At 48.3% G+C, this 21,090-nt stretch carries 19 protein-coding genes; 9 read left to right on the top strand and 10 right to left on the bottom strand.

From position 1 onward, the window contains the following. Positions 1 to 57: 57 nt before the first annotated feature. The 4 genes from bioA to GJR95_RS27900 all read right to left on the bottom strand — a co-directional run bounded on the left by bioA (position 58) and on the right by GJR95_RS27900 (position 4,349). Positions 58 to 1,356 (bottom strand): adenosylmethionine--8-amino-7-oxononanoate transaminase, encoded by a 1,299-nt coding sequence (gene bioA, locus GJR95_RS27915; RefSeq protein WP_162388986.1) that lies wholly within the window; start codon positions 1,354 to 1,356, stop codon positions 58 to 60. Beyond that, positions 1,304 to 1,945, bottom strand: coding sequence for a dethiobiotin synthase (gene bioD / locus GJR95_RS27910; protein WP_162388985.1), 642 nt, complete (start codon positions 1,943 to 1,945; stop codon positions 1,304 to 1,306). The genes bioA and bioD overlap by 53 nt, the downstream gene beginning before the upstream one ends. Next, complete coding sequence (locus GJR95_RS27905) at positions 1,942 to 3,120, bottom strand: aminotransferase class I/II-fold pyridoxal phosphate-dependent enzyme (RefSeq protein WP_162388984.1); 1,179 nt, start codon at positions 3,118 to 3,120, stop codon at positions 1,942 to 1,944. The genes bioD and GJR95_RS27905 overlap by 4 nt, the downstream gene beginning before the upstream one ends. A 182-nt stretch (positions 3,121 to 3,302) precedes the next feature. Beyond that, the gene (locus GJR95_RS27900; RefSeq protein ID WP_162388983.1) at positions 3,303 to 4,349 is read right to left on the bottom strand and encodes a zinc-binding dehydrogenase; all 1,047 of its coding nucleotides are present in this window, start codon (positions 4,347 to 4,349) and stop codon (positions 3,303 to 3,305) included. A gap of 87 nt (positions 4,350 to 4,436) precedes the next feature. On the opposite strand from GJR95_RS27900, the gene GJR95_RS27895 reads away from it, so the two are divergent. From GJR95_RS27895 to GJR95_RS27885, 3 genes are all read left to right on the top strand, one after another. Then, positions 4,437 to 4,958 (top strand): GNAT family N-acetyltransferase, encoded by a 522-nt coding sequence (locus tag GJR95_RS27895; protein WP_162388982.1) that lies wholly within the window; start codon positions 4,437 to 4,439, stop codon positions 4,956 to 4,958. A gap of 161 nt (positions 4,959 to 5,119) precedes the next feature. Further along, positions 5,120 to 5,533 (top strand): rRNA maturation RNase YbeY, encoded by a 414-nt coding sequence (gene ybeY, locus GJR95_RS27890; protein WP_162388981.1) that lies wholly within the window; start codon positions 5,120 to 5,122, stop codon positions 5,531 to 5,533. 25 nt (positions 5,534 to 5,558) lie between these two features. Then, entirely contained in the window at positions 5,559 to 6,500 is a 942-nt protein-coding gene (locus GJR95_RS27885) for a polysaccharide deacetylase family protein (protein WP_162388980.1), read from the top strand. Between the two features lie 2 nt (positions 6,501 to 6,502). Here GJR95_RS27885 and GJR95_RS27880 read toward each other — a convergent pair whose 3' ends face one another. Continuing rightward, positions 6,503 to 7,279 (bottom strand): glucose 1-dehydrogenase, encoded by a 777-nt coding sequence (locus GJR95_RS27880; protein ID WP_162388979.1) that lies wholly within the window; start codon positions 7,277 to 7,279, stop codon positions 6,503 to 6,505. A 96-nt stretch (positions 7,280 to 7,375) separates the two neighbouring features. Between GJR95_RS27880 and GJR95_RS27875 the strand changes: the two genes are divergently transcribed. Next, positions 7,376 to 8,311 (top strand): CPBP family intramembrane glutamic endopeptidase, encoded by a 936-nt coding sequence (locus GJR95_RS27875; protein ID WP_162388978.1) that lies wholly within the window; start codon positions 7,376 to 7,378, stop codon positions 8,309 to 8,311. 161 nt (positions 8,312 to 8,472) lie between these two features. Here GJR95_RS27875 and GJR95_RS27870 read toward each other — a convergent pair whose 3' ends face one another. Continuing rightward, entirely contained in the window at positions 8,473 to 12,042 is a 3,570-nt protein-coding gene (locus tag GJR95_RS27870) for a DEAD/DEAH box helicase (protein WP_162388977.1), read from the bottom strand. A gap of 719 nt (positions 12,043 to 12,761) precedes the next feature. Between GJR95_RS27870 and GJR95_RS27865 the strand changes: the two genes are divergently transcribed. Continuing rightward, positions 12,762 to 14,048 (top strand): anthranilate phosphoribosyltransferase, encoded by a 1,287-nt coding sequence (locus tag GJR95_RS27865; protein ID WP_162388976.1) that lies wholly within the window; start codon positions 12,762 to 12,764, stop codon positions 14,046 to 14,048. A gap of 182 nt (positions 14,049 to 14,230) precedes the next feature. Here GJR95_RS27865 and map read toward each other — a convergent pair whose 3' ends face one another. Both map and GJR95_RS27855 read right to left on the bottom strand, forming a co-directional pair. Further along, positions 14,231 to 14,992: a type I methionyl aminopeptidase gene (gene map, locus GJR95_RS27860; protein WP_162388975.1), complete on the bottom strand. Its 762-nt coding sequence runs from the start codon at positions 14,990 to 14,992 to the stop codon at positions 14,231 to 14,233. A 120-nt stretch (positions 14,993 to 15,112) separates the two neighbouring features. Continuing rightward, positions 15,113 to 15,511: an OsmC family protein gene (locus GJR95_RS27855; RefSeq protein ID WP_162388974.1), complete on the bottom strand. Its 399-nt coding sequence runs from the start codon at positions 15,509 to 15,511 to the stop codon at positions 15,113 to 15,115. A 309-nt stretch (positions 15,512 to 15,820) separates the two neighbouring features. Between GJR95_RS27855 and lhgO the strand changes: the two genes are divergently transcribed. The 4 genes from lhgO to GJR95_RS27835 all read left to right on the top strand — a co-directional run bounded on the left by lhgO (position 15,821) and on the right by GJR95_RS27835 (position 18,669). Further along, on the top strand, positions 15,821 to 17,017 hold the full coding sequence (lhgO, locus tag GJR95_RS27850) for an L-2-hydroxyglutarate oxidase (RefSeq protein WP_162388973.1): 1,197 nt from the start codon (positions 15,821 to 15,823) through the stop codon (positions 17,015 to 17,017). Positions 17,018 to 17,090: 73 nt separating this feature from the next. Continuing rightward, positions 17,091 to 17,597, top strand: a complete 507-nt coding sequence (locus tag GJR95_RS27845) for a Dps family protein (RefSeq protein WP_162388972.1) — start codon at positions 17,091 to 17,093, stop codon at positions 17,595 to 17,597. Between the two features lie 113 nt (positions 17,598 to 17,710). Further along, a complete protein-coding gene (locus GJR95_RS27840) occupies positions 17,711 to 18,163 on the top strand; it encodes an NUDIX hydrolase (protein ID WP_162388971.1) in 453 nt (150 codons plus the stop codon). A gap of 59 nt (positions 18,164 to 18,222) precedes the next feature. After that, a complete protein-coding gene (locus GJR95_RS27835) occupies positions 18,223 to 18,669 on the top strand; it encodes a DinB family protein (protein ID WP_162388970.1) in 447 nt (148 codons plus the stop codon). A 24-nt stretch (positions 18,670 to 18,693) separates the two neighbouring features. Here GJR95_RS27835 and GJR95_RS27830 read toward each other — a convergent pair whose 3' ends face one another. Together GJR95_RS27830 and GJR95_RS27825 are read right to left on the bottom strand one after the other, a co-directional pair. After that, entirely contained in the window at positions 18,694 to 19,488 is a 795-nt protein-coding gene (locus GJR95_RS27830) for a metallophosphoesterase family protein (RefSeq protein WP_162388969.1), read from the bottom strand. A 173-nt stretch (positions 19,489 to 19,661) separates the two neighbouring features. Further along, the gene (locus GJR95_RS27825; protein WP_162388968.1) at positions 19,662 to 21,038 is read right to left on the bottom strand and encodes a sodium:solute symporter family protein; all 1,377 of its coding nucleotides are present in this window, start codon (positions 21,036 to 21,038) and stop codon (positions 19,662 to 19,664) included. Positions 21,039 to 21,090 lie beyond the last annotated feature (52 nt).

Below are 21,090 nucleotides of genomic sequence, written 5' to 3'. Positions count from 1 at the left end.
ACAAGGTCACTCCTGCGTCAATTCTTCCGAAAATGGCGCAGGAGTGACCTTGCTTGATTAAAAGCTGTTCAATAGCTCCTCTATTTGCGCATAAGTGTACTGCAACTGTTCATCGGTTGTACAGTATGGAGGCATCAGATAGAGTACATTACCCAGGGGGCGCATGAGCACCCCCCGATCGAGCAAAAAGGTATAGGCGCGGTCGCGAACGCTGTTGAAATAAGACGTTTGCTCACCAAGGGTTAAGTCAAAAGCGAGTAATGTGCCGCACTGTCGGATGTTAGCTATCGTTGAATACTGCCTCAATCGTTGGCTAAACGCTGCGTGGCTTTTGGCGATACGCTGAATACTGGCCTGTGTCTCATCCGATAATAACAAGTCCATACTGGCCAGAGCCGATGCACAGGCTACAGGGTTGGCAGTAAAGGAGTGACCGTGGAAAAGGGTTTTGGTCTTATCGCTTGACAGAAACGCGTCGTAGATAGCCTGCGTACAGGTCGTTATGCCCAGCGCCATTGTTCCACCCGTTAACCCTTTCGATAGACACATCAGATCAGGCTTTTCTGGCAAATGATCAGTGGCAAACAGCTTGCCGGTTCGGCCAAAACCCGTCATCACCTCATCGGCAATAATGAGCGCCCCCTGTTGGCGGGCCATCTGAAACAATTCGTTTAAAACGCCTGGCTCATACATAACCATGCCGCCAGACCCCTGCACCAAAGGCTCTACAATGAAAGCCGCGATCTCATCGGTGAATAACTCCTTCGCCTGCTCGATAACGGCCTCTTCCTGTCCGGCAATTGGCGCCGGTAAATACGCCACATCGAATAGAAAGGGGACAAATGGAGCAGTAAAGGCACTTCTTCCGCCAACAGCCATAGCACCGAATGTATCGCCATGATACGCTCCCTCCAGTGCAACCACTTTAAATCGCGGCAGACCAAGATTATGCCAGTACTGAAAGGCCATTTTCAACGCTACTTCGACGGCTGTCGATCCATTGTCAGAGTAAAAAACTTTTGACTGATTTAGTGGTAAGATACTGAGCAGCCGCTCGGCCAGCTCGACGGCAGGCTGATGCGTAAAACCCGCAAAAATGACGTGTTCCAGCACCTGTAACTGTTCTGAAACCCGCTGGGCAATGTAGGGGTGCGCGTGGCCATGCAGATTTACCCACCACGACGCAATCATGTCGAGGTATTCGCGACCGTCGGCGTCGTAGAGCACCGAACCGCTTGCCCGCACAATCGGGATCGGTAACGGTGCCGTTTGCATTTGTGTGAATGGATGCCAGATCACAGCTTTATCGCGCTCCGATAAGCTCTGTAAACTGGTTGGCGTAGTGTCGGATAACATCCTTGGTAAGACTGGTTTCCTGCCCGATTCGGCCCAGACAGGGAATGATTGTATAATTCAGAATAAACGATTCGGAGGTGGTAACGGTTGGCCCGTTAAAGACGATTCCTGCAATTGGAATGTTTCGGCTACGGCAGCACTCGATCGACAGTAATGTATGGTTTATACTGCCCAGATAGTTGCGGGAAACCAGTATAATTGGCAGCCCAAGCCGCTGAACTAAATCAATATTCAGCTCATGTTCGTTGAGTGGAACCATTAATCCGCCTGCCAATTCGACCACCAGCGCGTTGCTGGTTCGCGGTAACGTAATCGCGTTTAAATCGATGTGAACACCATCCAGGTCGGCGGCTGCGTGTGGTGAAAGCGGTTGCGAGAGCCGGTATGCTTCCGGATGAAACTGCGTGGTCGAGTTACTAATTAGTTGGCGAACCGTTTCGGTATCTGAATCGTCGGCGGCTCCTGATTGAACGGGTTTCCAGTAGTCGGCTTGCAAGGCTTCAACCAATATGGCTGAGACAACCGTTTTCCCGATTTCGGTACCGATACCAGCAATGATAAACTGAGCGGGTAATTGGGCTGAAATCATAGATGTACTGCGTTAGTGAGAGCTGACTGAAAGGCCGAAACTAATCGATCAATCTCTTCGGTCGTGTTAAAGAGGTGAATACAAATACGTAATCGTTCCTGTCCAACGGGCACTGTTGGACTCAGAATGGCTCGTACGTCGAACCGTGCCCGTTGCGCTTCGCTGGCAATATGTCGGGCATAGTCATTACCCGGCACAATCAGACCCTGAATGGGTGACGAACTATTAGTCCAGGTAGTTTCGGGTAATTGACTGGCTACACGCTGATGAAAATACTGGATTCGCTCATGTAGGCTTTTTCGGGCGTTTGCTGAAAGTTGGACAAGTTGATGGGCACAACGGATGGCCAGTAGACTATGCGGTGGAAGAGCAGTTGTATAAATAAATGGCCGGGCAAAATTGATCAGGTAATTGCGAAGAACGGAAGATCCGACAACGGCTGCACCATGAACGCCCAATGCCTTCCCGAACGTATGTACACGGGCCAGTATCCGATCTGCCAGACCCAACGCCACCACCATGCCTTCGCCATTGGGACCGTAAACGCCGGTTGCATGCGCTTCGTCGACGATCAGAGCCGCTCCATATCGCTCACACAGAGCAACAATTTCAGTTAATGGAGCCAAATCACCATCCATTGAATAAACCGACTCAATAGCCACAAAAACCTGACCTGATTGGCCTGACCTGGTTGTTTGCTGAAGCTTTGAGTCGAGATCGTTCAGGTCGTTATGGCGAAAACGGTGGCGACTCGCATAGCTGAGCCTTGCCCCATCGATCATGCTGGCATGGACAAGTTCGTCTGTCAGGAGGGTGTCATTCGCTTGGGGCAAACAGGCAAGCAGACCCAGATTGGCATCGTAACCCGAGTTAAAAATCAGAGCGGATTCGGTCTGATAAAAGGATGCCAGTTCATCTTCAACAGCAGCCGCCAGATACGTTTGACCTGCCAGCAGCCGAGAGCCGGTTGCACCCGTTCGCGCATCGGACGCGCTGGCGTCTGCCTGCTGAATGGCTTGTTTCAAATCGGCCGATCGGGCGAACCCGAGGTAGTCATTCGAGCAAAAATCGATCAGGTTATCAGCCGTGCGGAGTTGACGCAACAAACCATTTTGCTGTCGGATTTCCAGCCGTTCGGAGAGCGTATTTATGATGGAATGTGTCAGTTCAGACATGACCGCAAAGGTAAAGGGGGCTGGTCATACGATTGATTGTAAAATCGTAATATTCTGGAAATGTGAATAAAGTAATAGTTATCCACAAACAGAATGTGGATAACTATTCTGAAATAGAATTATTTCGATAAAAAATAATTTAATGGCCTGACAGATGGACAAACCTTTATGCTAAATGATTGTTACTCACTGATTTTAAGAACAAGCTTACCGAATTGTTTTCCTTCAGTCATTTTACGCATTGCCTGTTCAGTATCGGCCAGGGGAAAGACTTCATCGATTACCGGAACGAGTTGTTTTTCAGCTACAAATGAGACCATGTCGGCAAATTCATGTTCTGTACCCATCGTTGAACCAAAGATGTTTAACTGTTTGAAAAATACCTTCGCCGGTACAATATCAGTGATATTACCCGTCGTGCCACCGTAGAACGCAATGCGCCCGCCCGGCGCAGCCACATCCACTAGCCGGGCAAATCCAGGTCCGCCAGAACTGTCGATTATCACGTCAAAATAGCCCCGGTTGATGCCGCTCTGCGGACCACCGCCGGTTTGTGTCATGAGCGTTTTTGCCCAATCGGATTCCTTGTAGTTTACACCACCCCTGGCACCTAATGTCTTGGCCCGTTCCAGTTTCTCATCGGAGCCTGATGTTACCCAAACTTCGGCACCGGCTGCCACCGCGAATTGCAAAGCAAACAGGGCCGCCCCTCCACCAATACCTGTTATCAGTACTTTTTCGGGCGTGTTGCTACCGGTTGCATGTAATCCGACGCGGGTCATGAGTGTACGCCAGGTGGTTAGGCCCACGAGAGGAAGAGCTGCCGCCTGCTCGAATGATAGATGTGCGGGCTTATGATGAATGTATCTGGCATCGACAACCACATATTCGGCAAACGTACCGTTGTCGGGCATTCCCAGAATTCGAAAATCCGGCCCATAGAATTTCGGGTTAGGACCCCAGTTGTGCCCACAATTGATGATAACTGCCTGACCACGCCAGACGCGGTCAACACCTTCGCCAACCTCAACCACGACACCGGCGCCATCGGAACCCAGAATGACAGGCAATTTAATTCCTGGATACAAGCCTTCCTGAATAAATACATCACGGTGATTGAGGGCCGCAGCTTTGAGTTGAATAAGGACCTGGCCCGGCCCGGCGGTAGGTGTTGGCATATCAACGTACTGGATGGGCTGATGTATGCCGGGGAGATAAATCGCTTTCATGAGTCAACGAGTGATTGCGTGATGAATGACTAACGTAATTCGGCGTGTCTTGCTCTTTATATTTGCTCAATTAATTCAGACTGGGTTATGATCACCTACAGGGAGGCAACTAGTAACGATGCAGAGCAGATCGCCAGACTACATAGCCTTAGCTGGCAGCAAAACTACGGAGGTATTTGGAGCGATGAATTTCTGAATGGTAATGTACTTGAAAATAGACAGCAGGTTTGGCTGGAACGACTAAGTCAACCAGCAGTTAATCAATATGTTATCGTTGCTGAGTCGGATAAGGTAATCTACGGCTTTGCCTGTGCCTACGCCAACAACGACCCCCATTGGGGAACGCTACTCGATAATCTGCATGTTCGTATGGAGCAGAAAGGACAGGGAATAGGCACAGTGCTCATCAAACTGGCGGCTCGTTGGGCATACGACAAAAATCCTGATTCAGGCTTCTATTTGTGGGTATTACCCCAAAATACAAGTGCCCGAAAGTTCTACCAGAATTTAGGTGCAGTAAACCACGAGCTGGTAACGCATGCCAGCCCCGACGGAGGATTTTCAGAGGCTTATCGGTACGTATGGGCTGATGTGAACCAATTAATTTGATACAGCAGGCCTTTGGCTTCGAGTCGTGCCACCGCAGCCGGTGGTTATTTTAGAGCGTCATGGTTAACCGTGGCACGGCTCGAAGTTAAAGGCTAAAGACGGCAAGTTGCAGGACCTCGTTTTTACCCGCAAAGGCATCGCTGACACTAAATAAAATACACATGATTCGATTTTTCAACGAAGACGTTACCTATAAACTTCCACAAAAGCAGGTCATTCGCCAGTGGCTTAAACAACAAGCCGAGCGTGAAGGCTATGCTGTGGGTGATTTGAATTATATTTTTTGCTCAGACGAATACGTGCTGCAAGTCAACCGTGATTATCTCGAACACGACTATTACACGGATATTATCACCTTTGACCAGAGCGAAGAAGAAGGCAAAATTGAAGGCGATATTTTTATCAGCGTCGATCGGGTAGGCGATAACGCTACTCAGCTGGGTGTTCCGGCTGAGCAGGAGATGCGTCGGGTTCTGGCTCACGGCCTGCTCCATCTTTGTGGTTACGGCGATAAAACGGATGAGGAAGAAGCGCAGATGCGGGCAAAAGAGGAAGAGTGGCTACGGTATGCCTAACAATTTATTCTCTGTTTTTTCGAAGATGAGCATTCTACGTTTATTGACTTGTTTAGTGTTTCTCCTGACCACACGGGCATACGGACAGAAACAGATCGCCATTACGGTCGATGATTTACCGGCGGTATCCAAATATGCCACCAGCCCCGAATCACAGCAACGACTGACCCAAAAATTGCTGACTCACTTCTCGGCCTTTCAGGTACCCGCTATTGGTTTTGTTATTAGTGGTTTTCTGCAGACCAATGGCCAGCCAGATCCCCGCAAAATTGCACTCATGACCATGTGGCTGGATGCTGGTCTGGAACTCGGAAATCACACATTCGCTCATAAAGATTACAATCTCGTTTCGTTTGACGAGCTGAAGGCTGACGTGATTGGTGGTGAGCAGGTTATGAAAGATCTGGTTCAACAACGAGGCAAACCGTTCCGTTATTTCAGGCATCCCTATTTGCGCAGGGGCGATACGCCCGCTAAGAAAGACTCACTTGAAGCGTTTTTGCGCCAGCGCGGCTACCGGGAAGCGCCCGTTACCATCGATAATTCGGATTGGTTATTTTCTCGTGCCTACGACCATGCACTGATCCTGAATGATACGGCGCTGGCGGCTAACGTAGGCAAACGCTATGTCGAGTATATGGGCAATTGCATCGCCTACTACGAAGCACAAAGTGATTCGCTTTTTGGACGGCCGATTTCTCAAACAATACTTCTTCATGCCAACACCATCAACGCCGATTATCTGGATGATTTACTGACTGTACTCAAACAGCGCGGCTATTCATTTGTGTCGTTGGATAAAGCCCTGACGGACGAAGCCTATCAGACGGTCGATCGGTTTTGTGGGAAGGGTGGTATTTCGTGGCTGCACCGCTGGGCGCTGACCAAGGGTAAAAAAGGCTCTTTTTTCAAAGGAGAACCCGAAGTACCCGCAATGATTGATGAACTGGCGAATCGGAAACTGTGAGATTATCCGGCAGTTAACCCGCCATCCATCTGAAGCGCCTGGCCGGTATAAAGGGCGTTTTCGTCGGCGCAGAGCCATAAAATGGCCTGAGCGATTTCTTCCGGCTTACCTAAGCGTCCAATTGGAATAACACGGCGCATTCGTTCTTCCATAATTGGCGCAGCCAGAATAAGTTCGTCGACCAGTGCCGAATGCGTGTAGACCGGGCAAACGGCATTGATCCGAATATTCTTTTTTGCATATTCCAGAGCAGCGGTTTTTGTGAGGCCAATAACGGCATGTTTCGATGCACTATAGGGTGCGCCCATCGCCATGCCCCGGACGCCCGCAATACTGGATACATTGACAATTTTGCCCCGATCAGAATGGCCATTTTCTGGTTGGCTCAGCATTTGCCTGATTTGCGCCTGCATTCCATAGAAAACCCCGCCGACGTTAACGGCCATAATCTGGTTAAAATCGTCGGAGGTCTGGTCGAGAAGCCGGGCAAACCGTCCGCCGATACCCGCATTGTTAATGCCAATGTCTAGCCGACCATACACCTTAACCGTTTGCTGAATGGCCGCTTCAATTTGAGCCGGATCGGCAACATTACAGGTTATAAAAAGCGCATCGACGCCGGTTTCCTTAATAAGCTGAACTGTTTCGTGACCGTTGGTTTCATTGATGTCTGCTACTATAACCTGCGCTCCGGCCTTTGCAAATGCCAGCGCCGTTGCCCGGCCAATGCCTGAGCCTGCACCTGTGATAAATGCTACCTGATTGACAAAATTTGACATATATTGCTGAGCTATGAAGTCGAAAGACGTGCCGAAAATAAGCCTATTTTGCAGTCTATTCGTAGATTATTCACTAATTCCTGCCATTCCTGCTCAGTGAAAACCCTCTGGCGCGATCTTCGCGATCATCTCCGCACCGACTTTCGACCCGACCTCTATCTGTCTGTAGCACTTTGGGCCGCTTTACTATTGACAGTTAATTACTACGTCGATCTCGAAGATTCGTACATCGATACGTTTCAGGGTGATCCACGCTGGCCAGTGATGTACTTCGCCTTATATGCCACGACCTATTATGTGAGTGTCTGGCTCTGGACCCATTTTCACCATCGTCCCGACATCTGGCGAAACCGTGATTTCTGGCTTCGGAGTGGCTGGGCACTCATTTGTTATTCGGCTTACTCCGGATTTTATGCACACAGCGAATGGAGTCGTCAGCTTTTCGACGGGCAGATTTATGTTTTTGCGTATTACTGCCTGCATAATCTGCAATCGGCGCTCACGATTGTATTGCCGCTTTATGTGTTTTATAAACTTATAGATCCGCATCCGAGTAGTTTTTATGGCATGGCTCCCAAGCGAAAAGGGTTGATTCTGTACGCCATTTTGCTGGGATTAATGATACCACTCATTACACTGGCGTCATTTCAGCCGGATTTTCTGGCGTCATATCCAACCTATCACGACACCAATGCTAACGAGTTTTTCGGCGTGCCCGAATGGGTCACGGCCCTGGTTTATGAACTCTGTTATGGCTGGGATTTCGTTCCGACTGAACTGCTCTTTCGCGGATTTCTGGTCATCGGTATGAGCCGCGTACTGGGGCGCGGGGCCGTCTTGCCTATGATCGTCTGGTATTGTGCCATTCACTTTGGCCGACCGTTGGGGGAGGCAATTTCTTCCCTGTTTGGTGGTTATCTGTTGGGTGTTCTGGCGCTAAGTACCCGGAGCATTTGGGGTGGTTTGCTCATTCATATCGGCATAGCATGGGGCATGGAGATTGCTGCTTTTTTGCAGCGGGCGGGGAATTGACAGAAAAATTGTTCACGCACAATTTTTGCTGCTCTGTACTTTCATATGAGTTTAGGACTTTCGCTGAGAGCCGTGCCACGGTTTGTTTATCCATCATTGGTAACCGTGGCACGGCTCTCAGCGAAAGTCCTAAACTCATCCAATTAACCTTTTTTTGAAATTTACCCCAGCATTACCAATTCTTTCAGTTCTGAATCGCTCAGATCGCCGAGCCAGGTTTCGCCGGTCTGGACACTCAGATTGGCCAGTTCACGTTTCGAGCGGATCATCGCATCGATTTTTTCTTCGAGCGTTCCCTGGTTCATAAGCCGGTAAACCAGTACATTTTTGGTCTGGCCGATGCGGAAAGCGCGATCAGTGGCTTGAGCCTCAACGGCCGGATTCCACCATAAATCGTAATGGATGACGTGGTTTGCCTGGGTCAGATTCAGACCCGTACCACCTGCTTTGAGAGATAGAATAAATGTGTGATCGCTCCGGTTGCGCTGAAATTGTTCAACCATCTGATCCCGCTCTGATCGGGAAGAGCCGCCGTGCAGAAATAAAGGTTGTGTACCAAACGTCTGCTGGATGAACTGCTGGAGTAATTCACCCATCTCGCGATACTGCGTGAAAATCAATACTTTTTCGTGGCTGGCATAGATGTTTTCCAGCAGATTGAGCAATAACGTAGCTTTGCCAGACAGCGCAGGCGACGGACCGGTTCCCCGGCTATTGCCTCGTTTAAGGTATTGATAGGGATGGTTTCCAATTTGCTTCAGAGCCGTCATTAGTTTCAATACCAGACCACGGCGGGCAATGCCATCCTTCTCTTCAATAGCCCGCAGACTCTCCTGCACCACGCTTTCATACAATGCTGCCTGTTCGGTTGTGAGGGAGCAAAACTGGTCGTTCTCAATTTTATCGGGTAGGTCGGTAATGATACTGCGATCCGTTTTGATACGCCGGAGCAGGAAAGGGCTCGTTACACGCCGGAATAGTTCGAGTTTCTGGTGGTCGCGTTCCTGCTGAATGGGTTTTCCAAAATCCTCATTGAATTTACCTAGCCCACCTAGATACCCTCTGTTTACGAAGTCCATGATACTCCAGAATTCCGACAAACGGTTTTCAACGGGTGTACCACTGAGCGCAATCCGAATCGGAGCTTTCAGTGCTTTTACGGCCTTCGTTTGTTCTGTGTCCGGATTTTTGATGTTCTGAGCCTCATCGATGACGACCGTTGCCCACGTCAATTTCTTGAGGGTGTCGAGGTCAGATCGGACTACGCCGTACGTAGTTAACAGCAAATCATAATCGTCGGCTTTAGTGGTAGCAGTTGGTAGTTTTCGATTCGCGCCATGATAGACCCGTGCTTTTAGATCGGGGGCGAATCGGGCAATCTCTTTCTGCCAGTTTGTCAATAGCGTCGTGGGCAGCACAACCAACCCTTTTTGCTTCTTAAAGCGTCCTTCCTGCTTAAATTTCAACAGGAGGGCAATGATCTGGAGCGTTTTACCCAGCCCCATATCGTCGGCCAGGAGGCTGCCCATGCCCAGAGTTGTATTTTTAAGGAGCCAGTCATAGCCACGCTGCTGATAGGGGCGAAGTGTAGCATTCAGCGCTTCGGGCAACGGTTGTGCTTCACTGTCTGTAAACTGTTTGACTAGCTTACGAACCTCTGCTGTCAGGCCGATCCGGGCACCTTTGTATTCTTCAGCCAGTGCTGCTTTAAGCAGGTCAGAGCCGGTCAGTTCAGGCGGATTTTCGAGTTGTTTATACAGTTTGGTAAGCTCAGCGGGATCGATCAGTACATATTGATCCTTAATTTTAACAAGGCCTTTCGAGGTGCTGACTAATTTTTGAAACTCGTTGACCCCTACCATCTCGTCGCCAAGAGCCACCTGCCAATCAAACATGAGCATGTCTTCAAGCCGCATGAACGCGTTTTTATCCGTGACTTTGGCTTTCAACCGAGCCCCTACCTGCGGTCTGACCCAGTGCTGGAGCGACTTGGGCAACCAGAGCGCGATGCCCAGGAGTTGCATGCGGGGAAGCGTTTCCAGCAGAACCTTCACAAACTCATCGGGTGAGTACGACAGGTAAGCAGGGCCTCCCATTTTCGTTAATTTTGCCAGATCAGGAAAGTGTCGCGACAGCACCAGCAAATCCTGTAAAACGGCCATCCGAATTCGCTCATGCTTCTTTTTCGTGAGCAGTTCTGGCAGCGGAATGGGTTGTTCGGGTGCTGCGGTTGTATTTACTTCTTCGCGGTCGCGAATGAGCAGACTTAACCGGAATTCATCGCCCCATTCACTGTCTTCAACGGCCAGAATGGGAACAAATCGTTTGTGGGTCAGGAAGAAATCATTGAGCCAAAGTTGTATGGCTAATGGCATTTCTTTTCGACCGAAACCCTCAAAACGTAAGGTTTCAACCCCAAAGAACAATCGATCAGCATCTTCCAGTGGCCAACGCTCCCAGAGTTCGATCGTACTCGGTTTGATTACCCGACGCAGAAAAAGGGAGCATAACGTCAATAGCTGTTGATCGTCGGGTAGGGCCAGCCATTCTTTTTGCCAACGTACCGTCAGTAACGTTGGCGGAATTTGGGTTGCCAGTTGACTGGTCAGGTCTTTAATCGTTTCGTTAAGCATGGCGGGTAGCCATCGTACCCGATACTGATCTTCGGTAGGCCCGACTTTCAGCAGTTGAGGCACTACAGCACCCCGGCGGAGCAGGGCAGCCGAAAATTGCTGAGTCAGATACAAGGCTCTTACCGAATCACTCATCTCGGGCCAGTCGGCTTCGGTGAGCCGGTCGAGCCAGCTAGTCAGGTCACCCATGGCAAAGCCCGCAATGGAGCGCGGTTCGCCGTGTTCGCTGAACATACTGATCTTTTTGACCTTCATGACCTCATCGAGTTGCAGCTCAATGCTATCGCTCGGGTCAGGATGAGGTTCATCGTCTGGAACAGGCTGTAGTAAAGACTTCTCCAGAAGTGGCTTGCTGAAGAGTTTGTACGCTTTGGAAAGCGACTTATGAAAATCGCTCTTTGTAAACGTAACATCGGTTGATAATAGGCCCAGCAACTGGTCGGCTAAAGGCGGGATGGTCGCAAAATCAAGTCCAGCCCGAATTTTATCGTCAGGATGCCAGTCTTCGTCGTCGGGCAACTCATCGGTACCTATTTCCCGAAAAGAGATAACCGTATTCATGCTGCCGGTAACAGAATCCAGCTGCCCTTTCTGTAATTCGGCCAGAATATCCAGTCCTTTCAGCAGAAAAACCTGAAATGGATTGCGGTCAATTTCGTTGGCCACCACATAGATGACAGCTGCAAGATGTTTGCAGGGTACGGCTTCATCAGGGCAGGAGCAGCCCATAATCAAATCCCGGAATGAGTGCGGAAACAGCTGCGTTCCCTGCCGGTTTGCAAATTCGATCAGTTCGGGTGGAAGCTGCCGATTTAAGAGTTGAGCCAGTATGGCCGGGTTTTCCCGGATTTCGGTCAGCAAACTTTCTTTTTCGGCTTCAGTAAACAACTGCACGGTCAGCTTGGTCCGATAAGGTCGGGGAGCCGACCCTTTAATGGAAGCTGAGATCTGATTAGTAGAAATAGTTAATCCCTGTACAGCTCCTTTATTGGCATACGTTTTGCCACGTGGTAGCCGATTGGCCATGTCAATGCTTGTCAGAGCGTTGAGCCATTGCTGTCCCCACCACGTTTTGCCGTAGGTGATGCGTTCCGCCATCTATACCGAAAAGTGATTTAGGTGTAAAAATAGGTGGTTTGCCTTCTGGCAAGTATACCCATAAAAAATTCACAACTAAGAATTTTAGAATGGGCTATAACCGGGCAATTGATTCTGCCCTGTTACGTCAATCGATAACGAATTATGGGTCGACGCTAGTGTTTTCAGGCACAGCCAGTCGTATTACCACCTGTACTCTAACGGTTGATACCCCAAAGTAGTTTGAATAAGATACTTGTTAATGGACGCATTTTAAGTAAAGAAATGATATAATTGATAAAATTTTGATAAATAATATGAAATCAAAATAATGTATATTATTTATTGTGAAATGCATGGGCTAAATTTTGAGTATATGGTATAATGTTGTAAACTTGTTTAGCCAACGACAATGAAGGCTGACTGTTTTCTGGCGCAGATACCCGGAACAACGAGCAAAATCCAGCAGCAAGCTATAACTGATTTTGTTGGCCAGTTGCTAAGAAATACGGCTTTCCAGCAGCCAACACAGTTATATCTTGGTATAAAGTGCCTGGTTTGGTAGTAATAAAATTGACCAGATTCCTTTACGTCTAATCACTTAATGCTATGCTATTGCAGACTATAAAGGAAGGTAATTGGCCTATTCGTGGCTGTGGCTCACAATTTGCCCAATAACAAGTAGTTCGTTACTTCCCGCTTACTTTTACGTATATACCTTTTTCCTCCCTATATCGCACATGTCAATCGTTAATCTGGCTTTAGACGCGCCCGTCGACACGGCACTTGGTCGAGGTATCAAGCACATTGGCATTGGCAAGTATGGCAGTAAGCCGCTTACGCCTGAGTTGCTGGTCGAATGTCGTGCTGCCCTGGAAGATCCAATGTCGCATCCGCTTCAACGGGGGGCATTTCTGGGCGCATTGATCGCGAAAGGACCGACTAAAGACGAAATGGCACTGGAGGAGGTCATTGGCAAGGGAGCATTTTCACATCCCACTTTTTTCATTAATAAAGTATGCCCTGATTTGCCAGTGGGCTTACATCCGATTGCCACTAAATTAGTAAGAGGCCACAATCTACAGGTAAGTGAAGCGCACCAGCTAGGAGATTATCTGTTTAGTGATGGTGCCGATGCGGATACGGATTGCGAAACATTTCGGGGACTGGCGGCCAGCATCATGCGGGTCAGACACGAAACCAATGAAGAATATCATGGTCTGATGAAGGCTGCTGAGAGTACATTTTCGCCCGGTTTCGGCCCTATTAGTTGTGCCGATCGGCCACTAATTCAGCTTGCCGAACCTTTTGATGGTGTCGATAACAGCTACCTGATAACTCCACTGCTGGCACAGTCTTTTCAGAAGCGGGGGTATGGAGCCGTTTCGATGGTAGGGCGCTCGGGGGGGCCGAAATTTACGCTGAATGCGCTTGATTTATACATGCATCTCGGGTGTCAGTTTTTACAAAGTAATCATGAACTCGATACACCTTTGGAGCGGTATGGCTGGGTACTCGACCAGAAAGCGCTTTCGCCTGCCCTTAATCGGTGGGTCGATCGGCGGCAGACCATCATAAAACGCCCATTTCTGGCTACGCTTGAAAAAGTACTGAACCCTTGCCACGCACAAATTCTGGTGACGTCGGTATTTCATATCACTTACCAGATGAAGATGGCCGAGCTTGCTCTAATGGCCGGATTTGACGCTGCCATTGTTCTTAAACGCGGTCTGGAAGGTAGTCTTGCTCCGTCGACCAGCCGGTCGAGCGGCATTTTGTGTGCTGTCCGGACGCCAAGAGGGCATCTGTTTTATCAGCATTTTGAGGGCGAGTCACCTGTATTTGCCCCTTTTCGTACAGAAAGCGACGCTCAATATGAGCAACCGCTGGCATCCGACAATGCCCGTCTGGTTCGGCAATTCATGACCGAAGGCCGTACGGCTAATGCTGATTTTGATAACCGGGTTCAGTTTGCCCACGCACTCTACGGTCGTGGCCTGGATTGGGTAGAAGGGCAACTAAAGTGATAGGTCAGGCTAATCATAGTTGTTGCAAAAGTCAATATGGACTAAAATAGGCTACCACTTTGAATTGACCTGGTATAGAACATCGCTTTTATTGGGGTCAGCTGATAGCCTGATTCGCTTTGTCTTTTACTGTTGCAACCACAACTGCCTTTATAGCAATTGGTGCTGAAATGATCGGGATTCTAATTCCATAACTGATTTGCGGCAGTCAGGATGATCGGGTGCTTATCCGTAACGACAATGGTGTGTTCATGCTGCACCGCAAAACTGTCCCTGGCAATTAACGTCCACCCATCGCCTTTCTCGTGTGCATACGTGGCTTTGGTGGATAAAAACGTTTCAATGGCCACAACCGAGTTCTTTCTGAATCGATCTTTGTTCGTCCGATCATAGTAGCAAAGAATCTCATGCGGCTCTTCATGCAAGCTCCGGCCTACGCCATGCCCGGCCAGATTCTTGATGACCCGATAGCCGTTTCGTTTGGCTTCTGTTTCAATGAAGCGTCCAATCGCAGCGATTTGTACACCCCCTCGGATCTGGCTAATAGCTTTGGCCAGAATTCGCTTCGACGCTTCCACCAGTGCACTATGTTGATGAATATCCTGCCCCAACACAAAGGAACCACCATTATCTGACCAGTAGCCATTTAGTTCGGCCGATACATCGATATTGACCAGATCTCCTTCCTGAAGGATTCGTTTCGCCGATGGAATACCATGACAAACTTCCTCGTTTAAGCTAATACAGGTCCAGCCCGGAAAGCCATAGGTGAGTTTAGGGGCCGATCGGGCACCGTGCTGTTCCAGAAGTTGTCGACCGTATTGGTCCAGATCAAGCGTCGACATACCTGGGCGGGCATATTGCTGCATAAGCTTAAGGGTTGACCCAACAACCTGGCTAATATGCTGCATACCGATCAGGTCTTCCTCAGATTTCAAGGACATAACTTAATTCTTTTAGTTCTATAATCGGTATGGCTAGCGCAAAAGTTCTGATAAGTGTTAGTTGGCTTACCGATATATGGGCAATTTTAGGACAGGCACTGACTTTTGCAACCGCCTACCTTATGTCGTCAACGTAATGCTCAGACCTTTCCTCAAGGTATTATGCACTTCTGCGATTTGGTCAGTGTACCGAATCAATTCTTCGATTTCAGCTGGTGGTGCCTCCGAGATTACATTGGCTTTATACGTAAAATTTGATCCCGGCTCTCCTTCTGCGCCAAACTCACCTGTAACCAGGACTTCTACCCCCGAAACGGCTATGTTTCTCTTGCCTGCCTCCCGATAGATGTCGTTGCAGAAGCAGGTAGCTAATGACAGCAGCAGCAGTTCGCCACCATTTATGGATGATCCAAAACCAGACGATTTTGTAGAAATCTGCATGGTTGTTGCCGATTCATTTGTCTGTACTACGGTCTCCTGGTGATTAAACGCACTTTTTATACTGGCCGAAATTTTCATGCTACTGAAGAGAATGTTTCCAACACGTTGTACATAACGCTCAAGGCTTGCGCTATCGCTGCCATGTATCACCGTAAGCCTTCTACCAAAGATAAATAGAATTGCTAATGTTTGATCGGTGGTTCAGGATACTAAACTGCTCGCTCCAACGATATTGGAATCAATCTTATCTCTTGAAAATAGGTGAACTCCTGTAAAACCAGGGCGAAAACAATGGGGAGGCTATACCGGGATTTTCGTTATGGCCGTTTTTTAGCGATAAACTGTCGTTACGCTGTACCTTTGCGGCTGGCAATTAGCCATTTTGGCATGACAGACGTAGTAATTATTGGCGGTGGCATTGTGGGATTAGCCACAGCTCTGCAACTAAAACAGCAACGACCTGAACTGAAGGTCATTTTGATTGAGAAAGAACCGGCTGTAGCCCGGCACCAGACCGGACACAATAGCGGGGTAATTCACTCCGGATTGTATTATAAACCGGGAAGCCTGAAAGCAACCAACTGCATCAACGGCTATCATATGCTGATTGACTTCTGCGATGCCGAGGGCATTCCCTATGACCTTTGTGGGAAAATCGTAGTAGCTACAAAGCAGGAGGAACTCCCTCAGTTAGATACGCTCTATGAACGAGGTCAACGCAATGGCCTGACCGGTTTAAAACGATTATCGCTACCTGAGATGCATGAAATTGAGCCGCATGTGAATGGTGTTGCGGGTATGTTTGTGCCGCAAACGGGCATTATTGACTATAAACAGGTATCTGACAAATACGCTGAGAAGTTTCAGGGACTAGGGGGCGAAATCCGACTTTCTGAACGTGTTGAGCAGGTGACACCTGGCACTAGCCTGAGTATCGTGGTGACCAATAAAGCTCGCTATGAGACGAAACTTGTGGTTAATTGTGCCGGCCTATATTCCGATAAAATTGCCCAGCTAACGCAGCGTGAACCCGTTGACGTGCGTATTGTGCCATTCCGGGGCGAGTATTACAAGATTCGGCCGGAGAAACAGCATCTGGTTAAAAATCTGATTTACCCTGTCCCAGATCCGAATTTCCCATTCCTTGGTGTTCACTTTACCCGGATGATTCATGGGGGCGTGGAGGCAGGACCAAATGCTGTGCTGGCTTTCCAGCGCGAAGGCTACACAAAGTCAGACATAAACCTCAAAGAACTCTTTGAAACACTGGCCTGGCCGGGTTTTCAGAAGGTAGCGGCCAAATACTGGCAAACTGGTCTGGGAGAAATGTATCGTTCTTTCTCGAAATCAGCTTTTACAAAAGCCTTGCAAGAGTTAATACCCGAAGTTCAGGAAACAGATCTCGAAGAGGGTGGTGCAGGTGTTCGGGCGCAGGCGTGTGATCGAACGGGCGGTTTACTCGACGACTTTGCTATTCTGGAAAGCGATAAGGCGATCAATGTGGTCAATGCACCTTCGCCAGCTGCTACGTCGTCACTGTCGATCGGCAAAACCGTATCGGAGAAAGTATTAGCCCGTTTTTAAGTGATCCTGGCGAACAATCGGATATAAATAAGGTTTCTCTGAGGAAAGAATTTCGACTTAAACGAACTGAATCATGAGTCCTATAAACCAGAATGAAGCGCTGGATACCCCCTCTGATCTTAAAGAGAAAGGTAGAGAGAAAGTGGCCGAGTCGCTGAATCGTCTTGTTGCTGATGCCTTCGCGCTCTATATAAAAACCAAGAATTACCATTGGCATATGTCTGGGCGTCACTTCCGTGACTACCATCTGCTGCTGGACGAACAGGCCGACCAGATTTTTGCAACGATTGATCCGTTAGCCGAACGAGTCCGGAAAATTGGCGGCAACACCATTCGATCTGTAGCCCACATTGCGCAGTTGCAACGCGTAAAAGACAATGATGAAGATTTCGTAGCCCCGAAAGATATGCTCACGGATCTGATTGTCGAGAACAAGAAGATGGCTAAAAATATGCGTGATGCTCATACAATTGCCGATGATGCGGAAGATGTTGCGACAGCGAGCCTGCTTGAAGTTTACATCGACGAAACCGAACGCCGTACCTGGTTCCTGTTCGAAACAACGCGGGATCTGAATTAACCTCCAAACCTTATAGGTCTCAAAGACCTATAAGGTTTTTAAAAGTTTTTACAGCGGTCGTCTTTTCCAACAGCAAATTGGGAAAGACGACCGCTCTTTTATAAGTTGCCTTCATGAAAGTCCGCCCGTCTGCTCTTATCTGGCGTCAGAACGCCAATCAAACCGAAGTGCTGCTGATGCGCTATAATTATGGTGGTCAGGATGTGTATGCATTGCCCGGAGGAAATCCTGACCGGGGTGAGATTTTGCCCGCAACCATTATTCGCGAACTTAGGGAGGAATTAGGCGTTTCGGTTGATGTTGGCGAAATGATTCTGGCTGGCGAAATGCTATTATCAGAACGAAATGACGATGTTCTGCATGTTGTTTTCGCGGCCCGAAACCTTCAGGGAGAGCCAGTGCTGAATCCGGATGAAACAACTGCGCTCGAATTAGTCTGGAAGCCGATAGCAGAGCTAGAGCAATTGAATCTATACCCCAATATTGGCAAAAAGATTCGACCGTGGTTTAGCTCGGCAACCTATCTGGGCTACGTCGGCCGAATTGAACAGCAGTATTTTGGCTAGGATAATCAGAAAATTTAATTCGTTTGTTCGTGAAGCGCTAACAGAGTATCATACATCTCATGCTTGTACAAATCCTGAAAACCTTATTTAACAGAGACCTGAATCGATTAAAGCAGGAAATTAGTGCCTACCAGACCGAGGAAGTAATCTGGCATATCGAACAGGGAATTGCTAATTCGGCCGGTAATCTGTGCTTGCATCTGGTTGGCAATTTAAATACGTATATCGGAGCCGAACTGGGCAAAACGGGCTATATACGCCACCGCGAACTGGAGTTCTCGCTTAAAAACATTCCTAAAGCAGAGCTTATAAAAAAAGTTGAGGAAACCATTACAGTCGTTAATGACGCGCTGGATACGCTCTTAGACGAGAAGCTTGACGAAGAATACCCGATGCTGGTTTTTGACGCGAAAACAACAACCGGCTATTTTTTGGTGCATCTGGCAACGCACCTGACCTATCACCTTGGTCAGATTAATTACCATCGGCGATTGCTGGATATGTAAGGAACCAGAAACGGATTCGTGAGCTTATGCGTAGCTGGGGAATTTCTGCAATTTTTTTTCTAAGAAGTCCGCGTAAAAATCAGGGATAGGGCTTGAATAGATTCCCTCAATAGTCTGCTGAATAGGATAGTTGACGTTGATAAGATCAAACATCAGAGAATCCGACCCAAAAGCCAGATGTTCGCCCGAAACGGTCATAATGAGATAGGTTGCGAAAGGATTTGCCTCTTTTGAACGACCCACGGACCCACAATTTATGGCCACCTTCGCTGGGCGTTTATCGGACGAAACCGGCAGAACGCGTATGTATGATTGATGCGTATGGCCCATCAGCAGTACATCTGCCTTTTTCTCATTCATCATAGCTTCCAGATCGGCCTGATCATGGGTTTCATAGATATATTCATCAATTGATCGCGTACTGGCGTGAACCAGAAGGACATTGATCGCCAGGTCTGCAAATGAAAAGGACAATTGAATCTGTCGGGGAAGGCTAGCCAGAAAATCTTTATTCTCCTGTCTAATGGCCCGGCGGGTATAATCAATTGCTTTTACTCGGGCTTCCGTTTCGGCCAAATTATGCTTTGCCAGTGAAACTACCGGGTGATCGAAGGCAATTCGTTCATCGTGATTACCCATCAGGGTTGGAATGCGATACTGCCTGATCAATTCTATTACTTCGTTAGGCCAGGGGGCAAAATCAACCAGGTCGCCGAGGCAAAATACCTGATCTACTTTCCGATCATCGATGTCTTTCAATACTGCTTTTAAAGCGGGTAAATTAGCGTGAACATCACTAAGGATAGCTATTCTCAACATAAACGGCTTACTGGAATGGGAAATCAGCTCTGCGGTTACCAGAGCGAATCATTGGCTGTGATACTAGATAAATCCATTCCTGATTGAATAGGTGCCCTGACCGTATGATTATTTGACAGCTATAAGCCTGACTCAGTAGGCATTTGATGCGGTTACTGCTCAAATACAGTAGACTACTGGTGTTTACCTGGGCTAAGCAGGCTGCCCGTAACCATGCCAATCGTACTGGCCAGTAGTCCCCAGAGCATTGGCGAGTAATCAGTTCCTATCCATAAACAAAGCAACCATACGCTGAAGCCAACCACCATCGAAGCCAGACAGCCAGTTAGGTTCGCGCGTTTCCAGTAGATTCCGGCTGCGAGCGGAACAAATAAGGATACCAGGCTAAATGCTGATGATTCGCCAACGAGATCAAAGATATTTGTGTCGCGTGTAGTACTCATCAGAACGCAGATAACCGTGATAATGACTACCGTCCATCGAATGATTTTAAGGAGTGCCTGATCGCTCAGATTAGGCCAGAAAAATTTAGCAACGTTTTCGCCAAATACAGTTGAAGGAGCGAGAATGGCCCCACTGGAAACACTCAGAATTGCGGATGTAACCGCCCCAAAAAACAGCACCTGTAAGGGTAAACCTCCATGCCTCATGACCATATTTGGAATGATAAGCTGGTTATCTTTAGGCAAATCGGGATGAAGAAGTTTAGCGCTTAGTGCAATAAACAAGGGCAACATCGCTATTGTCAGATACATTGCCGATGCCAGATAAGAAGCTTTAACCGATGTATTCTCAGTTTTAGCGGCCATAACGCGCTGAAAAACATCTTGTTGGGGGATCGATCCTAACCCAATCGTTATCCAGGCAGCAATGTAAGCCAGCCAGTCTTTGCCGGTCGATTGGGGCAAAAAACGGAAAAAGCCAGCAGGAGTTCGTTTTTGGATTGTTTCCCACCCACCAATATCATTCCACAGCATAAAGCCAAGCACTGCCAAGGCCAGAATAATGATGAGGTTATGGAAAAAATCAGTGACGGATATGGACCACATACCGCCCAGAAGTGTGTAAATCATGACAATGGTTGCGCTGGCAATGATGCAATACTCGCGCGGAATATCTGTTACAACACTTAGAACGATGCCGATCGCCACAAGTTGGGCAGAAATCCAACTGAAATAGGATGGAATAACCATAACGGCCGACAGCAACTCCGCTGATCGCCCAAATCGGATTCGGAAGTAATCGCAGAAGGTGGTGATATTGAGCCGATAGAGCGGTCTGGCAAAAAAAGCACCGACTAAAAATAGGCATAGGGCGGAGCCAAAAGGTTCTTCAATGACGGCCAGGAAACCACCTTCGACAAACATGGCTGGGGCACCCATGATGGTTTCGGAACCAAACCAGGTTGCAAAAGTTACCGAAGCCGCCAGCAATAACGGCAGCCGTCGGCCAGCCAATACAAAATCCTGCGACGTTGTTACCCGCCGGGCTGCCCATGCTCCGACGGCTACATTGGAAAGTAGATAAAGTGAAATGAGGAAGAGTAACATCAGTAACGGTTAAAACATCAAGGCACAAAGTACACAAAGATTCTTTGTGTAC

The sequence above is a fragment of the Spirosoma endbachense genome, assembly GCF_010233585.1.
GTDB classification, from domain to species: Bacteria; Bacteroidota; Bacteroidia; order Cytophagales; family Spirosomataceae; genus Spirosoma; species Spirosoma endbachense.
This window is presented reverse-complemented; position numbering and strand designations above follow the sequence as displayed.

Coding starts and splice junctions, on each gene's coding strand:
- bioA (WP_162388986.1), bottom strand. CDS start 1,356: ATGTTATCCGACACTACGCCAACCAGTTTACAGAGCTTATCGGAGCGC.
- bioD (WP_162388985.1), bottom strand. CDS start 1,945: ATGATTTCAGCCCAATTACCCGCTCAGTTTATCATTGCTGGTATCGGT.
- GJR95_RS27905 (WP_162388984.1), bottom strand. CDS start 3,120: ATGTCTGAACTGACACATTCCATCATAAATACGCTCTCCGAACGGCTG.
- GJR95_RS27900 (WP_162388983.1), bottom strand. CDS start 4,349: ATGAAAGCGATTTATCTCCCCGGCATACATCAGCCCATCCAGTACGTT.
- GJR95_RS27895 (WP_162388982.1), top strand. CDS start 4,437: ATGATCACCTACAGGGAGGCAACTAGTAACGATGCAGAGCAGATCGCC.
- ybeY (WP_162388981.1), top strand. CDS start 5,120: ATGATTCGATTTTTCAACGAAGACGTTACCTATAAACTTCCACAAAAG.
- GJR95_RS27885 (WP_162388980.1), top strand. CDS start 5,559: ATGAGCATTCTACGTTTATTGACTTGTTTAGTGTTTCTCCTGACCACA.
- GJR95_RS27880 (WP_162388979.1), bottom strand. CDS start 7,279: ATGTCAAATTTTGTCAATCAGGTAGCATTTATCACAGGTGCAGGCTCA.
- GJR95_RS27870 (WP_162388977.1), bottom strand. CDS start 12,042: ATGGCGGAACGCATCACCTACGGCAAAACGTGGTGGGGACAGCAATGG.
- GJR95_RS27865 (WP_162388976.1), top strand. CDS start 12,762: ATGTCAATCGTTAATCTGGCTTTAGACGCGCCCGTCGACACGGCACTT.
- map (WP_162388975.1), bottom strand. CDS start 14,992: ATGTCCTTGAAATCTGAGGAAGACCTGATCGGTATGCAGCATATTAGC.
- GJR95_RS27855 (WP_162388974.1), bottom strand. CDS start 15,511: ATGAAAATTTCGGCCAGTATAAAAAGTGCGTTTAATCACCAGGAGACC.
- lhgO (WP_162388973.1), top strand. CDS start 15,821: ATGACAGACGTAGTAATTATTGGCGGTGGCATTGTGGGATTAGCCACA.
- GJR95_RS27845 (WP_162388972.1), top strand. CDS start 17,091: ATGAGTCCTATAAACCAGAATGAAGCGCTGGATACCCCCTCTGATCTT.
- GJR95_RS27840 (WP_162388971.1), top strand. CDS start 17,711: ATGAAAGTCCGCCCGTCTGCTCTTATCTGGCGTCAGAACGCCAATCAA.
- GJR95_RS27835 (WP_162388970.1), top strand. CDS start 18,223: ATGCTTGTACAAATCCTGAAAACCTTATTTAACAGAGACCTGAATCGA.
- GJR95_RS27830 (WP_162388969.1), bottom strand. CDS start 19,488: ATGTTGAGAATAGCTATCCTTAGTGATGTTCACGCTAATTTACCCGCT.
- GJR95_RS27825 (WP_162388968.1), bottom strand. CDS start 21,038: ATGTTACTCTTCCTCATTTCACTTTATCTACTTTCCAATGTAGCCGTC.